General features: G+C 28.6%; 12 protein-coding genes. All 12 read right to left on the minus strand.

What is annotated here, in order from left to right; all coding sequences use genetic code 11:
• Nucleotides 1-846 (minus strand): ATP synthase F1 subunit gamma, encoded by an 846-nt coding sequence (gene atpG / locus LBD57_RS06070; protein WP_373470442.1) that lies wholly within the window; start codon nucleotides 844-846, stop codon nucleotides 1-3.
• Nucleotides 821-2,362, minus strand: a complete 1,542-nt coding sequence (gene atpA / locus LBD57_RS06075; protein ID WP_373470443.1) for a F0F1 ATP synthase subunit alpha — start codon at nucleotides 2,360-2,362, stop codon at nucleotides 821-823. Before atpA ends, atpG begins: the two co-directional genes overlap by 26 nt.
• A 163-nt stretch (nucleotides 2,363-2,525) precedes the next feature.
• Complete coding sequence (locus LBD57_RS06080; protein ID WP_373470444.1) at nucleotides 2,526-2,882, minus strand: hypothetical protein; 357 nt, start codon at nucleotides 2,880-2,882, stop codon at nucleotides 2,526-2,528.
• A complete protein-coding gene (locus tag LBD57_RS06085; RefSeq protein ID WP_373470445.1) occupies nucleotides 2,863-3,372 on the minus strand; it encodes an ATP synthase F0 subunit B in 510 nt (169 codons plus the stop codon). The genes LBD57_RS06080 and LBD57_RS06085 overlap by 20 nt, the downstream gene beginning before the upstream one ends.
• 17 nt (nucleotides 3,373-3,389) lie before the next feature.
• Entirely contained in the window at nucleotides 3,390-3,584 is a 195-nt protein-coding gene (atpE, locus tag LBD57_RS06090) for an ATP synthase F0 subunit C (RefSeq protein ID WP_373470446.1), read from the minus strand.
• A gap of 51 nt (nucleotides 3,585-3,635) precedes the next feature.
• Nucleotides 3,636-4,358, minus strand: coding sequence for a F0F1 ATP synthase subunit A (locus LBD57_RS06095; protein ID WP_373470447.1), 723 nt, complete (start codon nucleotides 4,356-4,358; stop codon nucleotides 3,636-3,638).
• Nucleotides 4,359-4,376: 18 nt separating this feature from the next.
• Entirely contained in the window at nucleotides 4,377-6,500 is a 2,124-nt protein-coding gene (locus LBD57_RS06100) for an O-antigen ligase family protein (protein WP_373470448.1), read from the minus strand.
• Nucleotides 6,501-6,578: 78 nt separating this feature from the next.
• A complete protein-coding gene (locus LBD57_RS06105) occupies nucleotides 6,579-7,925 on the minus strand; it encodes a GGDEF domain-containing protein (protein WP_373470449.1) in 1,347 nt (448 codons plus the stop codon).
• Nucleotides 7,903-9,306 carry a diguanylate cyclase gene (locus tag LBD57_RS06110; RefSeq protein ID WP_373470450.1) on the minus strand — a complete coding sequence of 468 codons (1,404 nt, stop codon included), beginning with the start codon at nucleotides 9,304-9,306 and terminating at the stop codon, nucleotides 7,903-7,905. The genes LBD57_RS06105 and LBD57_RS06110 overlap by 23 nt, the downstream gene beginning before the upstream one ends.
• Nucleotides 9,296-9,832, minus strand: a complete 537-nt coding sequence (locus tag LBD57_RS06115) for a septation protein SpoVG family protein (RefSeq protein WP_373470451.1) — start codon at nucleotides 9,830-9,832, stop codon at nucleotides 9,296-9,298. Before LBD57_RS06115 ends, LBD57_RS06110 begins: the two co-directional genes overlap by 11 nt.
• Nucleotides 9,833-9,834: 2 nt before the next feature.
• Entirely contained in the window at nucleotides 9,835-10,218 is a 384-nt protein-coding gene (locus LBD57_RS06120; RefSeq protein WP_373470452.1) for a hypothetical protein, read from the minus strand.
• Nucleotides 10,219-10,396: 178 nt separating this feature from the next.
• Nucleotides 10,397-10,633 carry a hypothetical protein gene (locus tag LBD57_RS06125; RefSeq protein WP_373470453.1) on the minus strand — a complete coding sequence of 79 codons (237 nt, stop codon included), beginning with the start codon at nucleotides 10,631-10,633 and terminating at the stop codon, nucleotides 10,397-10,399.
• Nucleotides 10,634-10,968: the final 335 nt, after the last annotated feature.

Raw genomic sequence — 10,968 nt, forward strand, 5'->3', positions numbered from 1 at the left:
TTACATTCCCTGTTGTCCATTAGCAAGATCTAAAATTTCGTTCGTAATCTTTTCTTGCCTAGACCTATTATAAATATTAGTTAAAGATTCAGAAATGTCCTTTGCATTATCTTTAGCATTTTTCATTGCTGTCATTCTTGCAGCCTGTTCTGAAGCATAAGCATTCATAAACGCACTGTAAAACTCTATTTCAAAATAAAAAGGAAGTAAATCTTTTAAAACCTGGTGAGAATTAGGTTCAAAAATATAACCAATATTATTTGCTTTAAAGTTTTGATCTTGTTTTACTGGAAATACCTCTTCTACTACAGGCTCTTGAATAAGCATATTTTTAAACTCTGTATATATTATGCTAACTTTAGTAACTTCTCCAGAAAGATAAAACTTTTTTGCAATATCTATCATAGGGTATAAATCATCATATCGAGGAAACTTTGTCCCCATATTAAAAGAAGCTAAGACATTATATCCATATCTAGTAGCTTCACCAGATGCTTTTTTGCCAATGACTACAACATAATCATCTTTTTTCAAATACGAGTTTACCTTTTTAAAAAGATTAACAACAAGTCCTCCAGCAAGTCCCTTATCTGGCGATATTATATATATTAATCTTTTACCTTCTTTTTCTGTTGAAAATTTTTCCATATCTTCTTGCAACCCTTTGTCTGCAAGAACATGCCAAACCATATCTTTAATTTTTTTAGCATAAGGATTATGTTTTTCAACAGAATCTTGAGCTTTACGTATCTTAGATGCAGATATCATCTCCATAGCCTTGGCTATTTGAGCAATACTATCAGATGTTTTTATTCTTTTCTTAAGCTGTTGTAAATTCTGTGCCATAATTATTTATACTCTTAAATTCTTTTATTTCTTTTTCAAGTTCTGCTTTTAGTGTGGCATCTATTTTTGAACCTGATAAGAGTCTTTTTATTGTTGCCGGATATGTCTGTTTTATATAATCTGTCATTTTATGTTCAACATCTATAATATTAGTTACTGATATATCGTCAAACAAACCTGAAGTTACAGCAAATAAAGATAAAATTTCTGAAATTTCATCATAAGGTCTGTATTGAGGTTGTTTTAAAATTTCAGTTGTTCTTTTCCCTCTCTCAAGGCGCCCTACTGTATCATCATCTAAATCACTTCCAAATTGCGTAAAAGCTTGTAATTCTCTAAATTGAGAAAGTTCAAGCCTTACAGGACCAGCAAGTTGTTTCATAGACTTAGTTTGAGCAGCCCCACCTACACGAGAAACAGAAAGTCCTACATTTATAGCTGGACGAACACCTGCATTAAATAAATCTGCTTCCAAATATATTTGTCCATCTGTAATAGAAACTACGTTGGTTGGAATATACGCTGATAAATCATTTCCTTGCGTTTCAATAATTGGCAAAGCCGTAAGCGATCCTCCACCATTTTTGTCTGACATTCTAGAAGCTCTTTCTAAAAGTCTTGAATGTAAATAAAAGATGTCACCAGGATAAGCCTCACGACCAGCAGGTCTTTTAATTAAAAGAGAAAGCTGTCTATAAGACCAGGCATGCTTGGTTAGATCGTCATAAACAACTAAAACATCTTCACCTTTATCCATAAAATACTCACCTATTGCACAGGCAGCAAGAGGAGCTATATATTGCATGGAAGCAGGCTCAGAAGCTGTAGCTGCAACAATAATTGTATAATCTAATGCACCCTCATCTTTTAATTTTGCAACAATAGAAGCTAAATTAGATTGCTTTTGTCCTATAGAACAATATATGCAAATTACTCTTTTTAATCCCATATCAAGTTTTTTCTGATTTATTATAGTATCAATAGCAATAGCTGTTTTACCTGTACCTCTATCACCTATTATAAGCTCTCTTTGTCCTCTACCTATAGGAGTCATAGCATCAATAGCTTTAATACCTGTTTTTAAAGGTGTGTCAACCGGACTTCTATATATAATACCAGGCGCTATTTTTTCAACTGGATAAGATGATGGTTTTTCATGTTTTAGTTCCGTACCATCTAAGGGCTCTCCCAACGTGTTTACAACACGTCCTACAAGCTTTTCTGAAACAGCAATATTTAAAACTTTACCTGTAGATTTAACTTTCAGTCCACGTACGACGTGTCCAGAATTTTTAAGTAAAACTATAGAAACAAAATCTTCATCAATATTTAAAACAAAACCTACTGAACCTTCTTCAAATTTTACCTCTTCATAATAGCCTGCGTTAGAAAGACCGGAAGCTTTAACAATTTCGTCACCAACAGACTCAACTATTCCAAAATTTATAAATTCCGGATTAGTTTGAAGAGAATATAATTCTTTTTCTATTTTCTGTATAATTTCTTCTGGTTTCATTACAATCTCTCTTTTGGGTTTCTCTAAAAGCCATAGTGTGTATAGATTCCTATGAATTTTGACAAGGCAAGGCAAAAAACGTAGGACTTATCGTATGGATAAGCACAAGACTTTTAACGCAGCAATGTCGAAAAAAGCACGGTAAAAAGATGCGTTAAGGTTTTTAGAGAGCCTCTTTTATTACATTTAAAATTCTTTTTATGGTTGCACTGACACTACAATCAAAAACAAAATCACCATATTCCAAACAAATTCCACCCACTAAAGTCTCATCATCTCTATTAAAAATAATTTTTTTATCTGGGAACATTTCTAAGATTTTATTTTTGTTTGTTTCGCTTAAAGTACCTGCAAAATTTACTAAAATATTGTTATTTTTAATCTCTTTAAAAAGAAGCATCATAAATAACTTAAGCTCTTTTCTAGAAAAGTTTGAAATAATCCAATTCAAATTTTTTTCAGATAATTCATCGTATTTTACAATTGACCAGACAAGTTCTTTAATTTGTAATCTTTTCATCTATTTTTTCCAAAGCACGCGACATAAGCTTTTGTTTTTCTTCTTCACTAAACAGGTCAGAAAAGACTTTTTTCAAAATTTTTTGTGATAAATCTATAGACATTTTCCCAAGTTGTTTAGAAACGTTATCAAATTCTAAACCAGCCTGCTGTCTTGCTTCATCTAAAATCGTCTGAGCCTGATGTTTTGCTTCAATTGTAGCTTTTTGTTTTTCCTCTTCAATAGCAATTTTAACAGAAGAAGTCAGTTTATCTGCATTAAGTTTAGCTTCAGATAACATTTTTTTTCTTTCTTGGCTAGCATTATCCAAAGCCAGTTTAGCATTTTCTGCATCTAGTAAGGATTGTTCTATCTTGCGTTTTCTTTGTTCAAGCATTTTTCTTAAAGGAGCAAACAAAAATCTTTTAAGAATAAATACAATGATTAAAAAATTGACAAGCTGAAATAAAAATAATTTTGCTTCAAGTCCAAATTTTTGTATTATTTCCATTTTTATCTCTTATTTAATTAGAATGCCAAAATGAGAGAATAAATTGCTATAGACTCAGCAAATGCCATCGCAATAAGCATATTAACCATTATTTTACCTGCTGCTTCAGGATTGCGGCCTATAGCTTCAATGGCTTTTGCCCCTATAAAACCTATGCTCAAGGCCGGTCCAAAGCCACCAATTGCAATAATAATTCCACCTGTAACTGTCATTTTTTTCTCCTTTACTACGTGGGTCTGTCTAAAAAACCCTCGTCATTAAATTTAATGAGACTTGTCTGTCATTATATGCATAAATGCCATGGTAAGCATAGCAAATACTATTGCTTGTATAAGAGCTACCATGAGCTCTAATCCTATAAACGGTAGCGGTAACCCAAATGAACATATTCCATACATTGTTGCCATAACCTTTTCTCCTGCAAAAATATTTCCAAATAAACGAAAAGAAAAAGATATAAACTTTGCAAGTTCATTTACAAATTCTAATATACCCACAAATAAAAATACAGGAAACATTTTAAAACTAATAAACCTTGTTAAATAGCCTTTTATACCAGTGTGTTTAATACTCAGAAAATGCGTTGTTACTACAGAAGCAACTGCAAGCGCTAAAGTTAAATTTAAATCACTTGTAGCAGCTCTTAGGAGAGGAACTCCATGGTCCCCAGATGATACATGGAATCTTATAGATTCAAAACCTGGAATTTGTGCTATTAAATTTGAAATTATTATGAATAGAAAAAATGATACTACCCAAGGATATATAAAAGACGCTCTACTGCCGGCAATACTTTCAGTTGTTTCTCTAAAATAGTCAATAATAGTTTCGATAGCATTTTGTGTACCTTGAGGTTTTAAAGATACTTTTTTAGTAGCTAATATAACAAGCGTAATTATGACAACATCTGTGATTAAAGTAGTAATAACTGTATTTGTCACAGGAAATCCTGCTACAGAAAACAACACATCAGGACTAATCTGCATCTCTAAACACCTCTGAAACTATTTATTATTATGATTTAAATTATTATCTAATTCACTTATGGCAAGTTTAGCATTTATATTAAAAGGATTCAAGTCCAAAGCTTGTTTATAAGCTTTTCTTGCATCGTTGAGTTTGCCTAAGTATTTATATAAATTAGCAAGATGAATATAAGTTTCAGAATATTCTGTTTTGCGTCTTTGAGACCAATCTTCTATCCAAAAATTGTGTGGAGGAGCTTGTAAATTTTTAGGGTATTCTAAGTGAGCTTTTAAGATTCTTTCTGCTTCGTCAAACTTACCTGCTTTTGCATATAAACTAGCAAGAGCATAGTAAGTTAGTGAGTATATTGGATCAATTTCAATATATTGCTTGTAATACTTTTCAGCATTAATAAAAGCCCTAGCAATTTCTTTTTGTTGAGAATCTATAATATCTTGAGATTTTCCTAAAGATTTATACTCATTTAGCAAATTTATGTGTGCACGTATCCCCTTTTCATACATTGTTCCTGCAATATATTTTGATTGCACATAATTGGGAGCGAGTGTCCAAAGATTTATAAAGGTTTGTTCTGCTTTTAATGGATCGCCTGCTTTCCATCTTTCAATATAGGCGTTTGCCTTAAAATACATAGACATTGGAAACGATGGATTATATTTATTGATTTTATCATACGTAGCTATAGCACTAGTCAAGTTTGAAACTTTTGAAAAAGCTATAGCTTTAGGATGTAAATAGTCTGCAATAAAAAACCTGGATGTAAAAATTATAGCAACTGAAAATATTATTATAACAATTACTTGTAACAAAATTTTTATTGACTTTTTTAAAGCATTTATTTCATTAAAATTAATTTCTTCGTTTAAAATTCTAATTCTTGCAGCTATAGTCAAAGTTAAACCTATTACTAACCACAACATAACTCCTGAAGAAACAAACCTCAAAGATACACATACACTATCATGTACAAGTTGTGCTACAAATGCAGAAGTTACACCCAACTGGAGATACAAAAGAAACCGTTCTTTTGGCATTTTTCTTAAACGTAAAAACATTATGTTTTTGTAGCCAACAATAAGAATTAAAATTACAAAAGTTAAAAATATAGATATGCCTACTATACCTTCCTCATACCAAATTTCTAAGTATTCATTTTCTGGATGATCACTTTCTGTATTATGTTTATCCTCAATAAAGAATATCTGAGGTCGTCGCCAAGCAGGATAAGTTACATAAAAAGTACCTATACCAGTCCCTAAAATGGGATGCGTGTTTATCATTTCCCAAGTGGAAAGCCAAGTAAATATTCTAAAAGAAGCACTGTCTGTCCTTTCTAAAGTTTTACGATATGTGCCAAAACCAAAAATTGATACTAGACCTAGCAAACAAATAGAACTGATTATGATAATTTTTTTATTTAACTTATTACGCAACAACACAAAAATATATATTATCGAGAAAATAAAAAGTCCTGCTGTAAAACCAAGCCAAGCACCTTTGGAAACAGTATTGTAAACACATAATACAATCATTAGCCATAAAAAGAATAAAAAAACATTTTTTTGACATATGCATAAGGCAAGTACTATTGGGCTCATAACGATTAAAAAATCACCAAAAAAGTTTGGGTTCCCAAAAGTTGACATGATCCTATCGCCAAAAGCCTGCCTCCACATAAAGAGATCAAGGCCAGGCATAACATAATAATCTAATATTTGTAATATACCATAAAAACATACTATAGCAGTAGCAGCTAAAAGCCAACTTTTTAGCTTAGAAAGACTTTTATCGTCACTGAACTGATCTATCAAAACAAAAACAATTCCAGAATATATAAACCTTCTAATAAAATCATTTAAACTTGCAAGTTTAAATGGAGAACACATAAGAGAAACCACACCTGAACACAGAAATAAAATTAACGGTAATAGATAAATAGAATTTTTCTTTAAAAAAGATAAGTTGCCTTCCTCTAATTTTAAAAGAAGCCAAGACATAATAACAAAAATTCCGCCGACGTGAAAAATAGTGATTTTTATTTGAGCAGAATCATAAGTGCCAAGATAAAAAGAGATGGCCATAAAAAAATATAATACTGACATACCGTACACGACTATTTGCTGTAGTTTAGTTCTTAACATATCTGCAATAACCTTTAATTTAGAAAATATTTATTTATTCGACGATAATTATACTTTAAAAAGGAATACTAGTCAAATTTATAATTCTTTATAAAATACTGAAGTATTTTTTCCATTTTTCTTAGCTTTATATAAGGCTGCATCAGCTTTATTAACTATAGTATTTAATTCTAAGTTGCTTTTTGAATTATAACTTACACCTATACTTGCTGTAATATTAAATTTTTCATTATTTTCTTCAAAAAATTTATTATTTAAAGATTTATTAATTTTATTTACTATAAGTATAGTTTCTTTTTCAGTTAAATCAGGAATAAATATTATAAATTCATCTCCTCCATATCTACCAACCAAACTATTATTTCCTAATATAGATAATATAATTTTACTAATTTCTGCAAGAATTTTATCACCAACTAAATGTCCGTATTTATCATTAATATCTTTAAAATTATCTAGATCTAGCATTAAAATGCAAAAATATTTACTTTTTTGAATTTTAATCTTTACAGTCTCTAAAAAGTAAAATTTTAATAATACTCCTGTCAAAGGATCAAATCGCAATTTTTGCTTTATTTCATCAAAATAATTTATTCTTTTCAAACCTAAAGAAAAATGAGAAACAAAAATAGAACCATCTTTTATATATCTTGATTCTAAATCTTTTTTTACAACAATAAAAATACACCCTAATATACTGTTTTCAACAAACATTGGAAAATATAAAACACTAAAATACTGTTTACTAAATTCTTTATTATCTATAACATAACAACTACTAGTGCCATTATTAACTAAACTAGTAAGTTCCATAAAAGAAGCTAAATCATTTCCCTGTAAAATACCAAAAACAGATATTTTTTCCCATCCAGATGGAACTTTTTCCAAAATAGCTCCACCAAAAACACCATAACTTTGACTAAAAAAATCTAAAATTAAATCAGCATAATCCTTTTTTAATGTAATATTAGATAGCAAATCATCTAAATCATACAGCTTAGATATCCTTTGCATGTCATATTCATATTCTTTTTTTAACTTTATAGACTCTTGATACTCAGAAAATACAGATGTATATTGATTTTTTAAAACATTTTTTTTTGAAGACAAAATTGTTTTTATTTTTTTTAACTTTATATTTATATAATATGGAAATGGTATTAAAGAAATAAAAATTAAACACATAATGAATAAATTAAAAGAAAAGTTTTTTGTAAAAGCTATAAAAAGGCAACATACAAAAACTGAAGAAAAAATAACGCAGCTTTTAATATATAATGAATAATAAAATCCTAATAAGCCTATAAAAGTTATCCATATTATAGTACCGCCAGAAGATGGTACTATAAAATATAAAAAAATTATTACAAAAAACGTATATATTAAACTTAGTAATCTTTTATCAAGAGTTATTGTATTTTTCAATTCTATTTCTTCCTAATTTCTTTGCTCTGTAGAGAGCTTTATCTGAATTTTTTATAAAGTCTTCAGCATTAAGATTATCATCATTTTGAGTTAACGATACAAAACCAAAACTTGCTGTTACATTTAGACTAATAGGTGGAAATTTTTCTAATGGTAAATAAAATTTTGTTTTTTCTATAGTTAGTCTTACTTCTTCTAATATTTTTAAAGCGTCATTGGAGCTAGTATGTGTCATTATAAAAGAAAATTCATCTCCTCCGTATCTAGCTAAGGTATCTGCTTCTCTAAATGTGGAACGCAAGACTGATGCGAATTGTTGTAAAACAGAATCTGTAGCTAAGTGTCCATACTTATCATTAATATTTTTGAAAAAATCTATATCTAAAATACCAATAGTTAAAGAAAGTTTGTTTCTTTTTGCATAAGCTAATTCTTCATTAAAACGCTCTTTAAAAAAACTTTGTCTGTAACAACCTGTAACTGTATCAACAATAGAAAGAGCTTCAAGTTTTTCGTATAAATAGTAATTATTAATTATTTTACTTATACTCGATGAAAAAAGTAATAATTTTTCTACATCTTCATCATAAAAAAAATTATTTATATATGAAAACCCTTCTATAATCCCCCAAATTTTACCATTAATATTTATAGGCGCAACCAATATAGATTTTTTCTTACTGTTTTTCATATTGAAACGTTTATCTTTAGATAAATCATTTATCATTAAAGTGGAATTTTCTGTTCTTATATATTTTGCAAAAACATCATCTTCGGTATATTTTTTTACTTTCCAGCTCCCTTTTTCCATAAAATTAATAGCAATATCTTGAATTTGGAGAAACATTTCATTTTCGCTAGAAAATTTATGAAAAAACTGTATAATATTACCAAGATTAACAAAATTTTCAATCTTTTTGGACATTTTTTCTATTTCTGTATTATTTTTTAAGATTTCAGTTTTTTTTAACATTATATCAAGTGCAATATTGTTGTTTTCATCTACTAATGCATTCTCAACTTCTTTATATCGATTTTTATACATCTCAAAAATCCAATATAAAATTATAAGTGCTATACATTCAAGAGAAACTAATCTAGATTGGAAACGAATAACTACAAATGGTTCCCCTGAGTTAATAACAAAATCTATGATTTCCATAAAAGTAACGACCACAGTTAAACAAATTAAAATAGTAGCGTAATTATTTTTAAAAAAATAACATAAAATTATTATTGGCAAACCTATCATAGGAAAGTTTACACTGATATTTTTATGCAAAAATAATGCCCAAATAACAAAAAATATAACTAAAGTGATAGACAAGCATGTTTTTAATATATATTTAACCTTAGAGTTTGTAAAAAAGTTATTTTTCATGATATGTAGTATAGTCAACGATAAGTTTTGTTTCAACCTTCTTTTGTAAATTTTTATCTATAAATTTAAAATTTTTAACCCACCTATCATTAATTTTATTACTGGGCCAGGCTATCCACAAACTGTTTTTTCCTTGTATTATACGGCACTCTATCTCAATTTCATTATCAAAAATCACAGAGGCAAAAGCTTTAATACCTGTGTTATTTCTTAATATATAAAGCTTATTAGTATTAAAAGATATATCTCTATTATTGCTAAGGACTTTATTGCCTAGCAAAGAATCTTTTAAATATATTTTAAAATCTCTTTTCAATATGGAAAACTGTTGATATTGTTTATTTTTTGATTTGTATGTTGGAAACTTCAGTTCATTATTTTGTAGTTCTATATTTAAAATTTGTATACTATTATTTAAAATTATATTGAATTTGTTGTTTTTATTTGAAATTGCAGTAATTTTTAAACTAGCAAAAGCACAGTTAAGAAAAATTATAATAAAAAAAAGAATTAAACAAATCTTCATATTTACTTAATAACTCTAGCTATTTCTGTAAATATGTTTTTGTAATTTGATAATTTCTTTAAAAAATCAATATAATATTCAAGATTTGAATTATACTTTATCAGAGTTTCTAATCCAAAAATTAAAGATTTTTCACTAAAATCTTGATTTAAAAAAGGCATAAGCTTTGGTATAGCTAATTTCCTAGCGACATTTGGAGTTATTTTTACTATATTTAATTTTAATCTATTAGCCAAATGTGTTAAAATAGTTTCCTCATCTTCTATATCTTGCTCTTTCTTAAGAAGTAAAACTAAATCTTCAATACCAAACAATAAAATTGGCTCATAAGTGATTTTATTTTTATCGTTAAAATTTTCCAAAGCAAGCTTAAATTCTTTTTTCATTTTAGCCATGCTATTGAGTTGCTTGTTCTTGAAAGCTTATCTGGACAAGTAACAAGGTTTAATTAGAGCTTCTTTAAGTTCAAAATTATCAGAAACACTAATTGCTGAAATTAACTGTGCTTCAAAGATGTATCCTTTAGGGCATTTGATTTCTTCTAAAATTGAAATTATCATGCTCTTAATATCTTATCAAATTATATAAAAGCTTAGCAACTATCACAACATATTGGACATTTAGGTATTTAAGCTCTCGTATTATTAGCCCTATGCCTGCCGTTGATATCGTTTCTTTCCATAATCCCTTGCAATGTTCTTCTAAATGCGGCTTTATTTCCTTTTGCTTCCCTTTATAATCTTTTATTTCTTGTCTTATCACGCTTTCGTTTAGACCTTCTCTCTCCTTGATTAAACCCACTATTCCAAATTCTCCATACCTTTTTTGTCAATCTATATCCGTGTTTTAATAATACCTGCTTTCGTATCATCTCTATTTGTATTATTTACTACTTTTTCAAACCCTTTGATCTCCTTGCTATATAGTGTCTTGTAAAACCTGTTGCAATACTGCATATTCAACCTCACTCAATTTCCTCCAAAGGCCAAGAGCGACTTATACCCCTCTTCGCCTTTACATTATACCCCTAATACCCAATATGTGTTTGATATTTTTCATGGTGTGTTTCCTAGTTTAAGTATTAACTTCTAAATTTTAAAAGTAGTATCTATCTCAAATTAGTACATTATTTTTTT

This window comes from Candidatus Endomicrobiellum cubanum (assembly GCF_031278955.1).
Taxonomy (GTDB): domain Bacteria; phylum Elusimicrobiota; class Endomicrobiia; order Endomicrobiales; family Endomicrobiaceae; genus Endomicrobiellum; species Endomicrobiellum cubanum.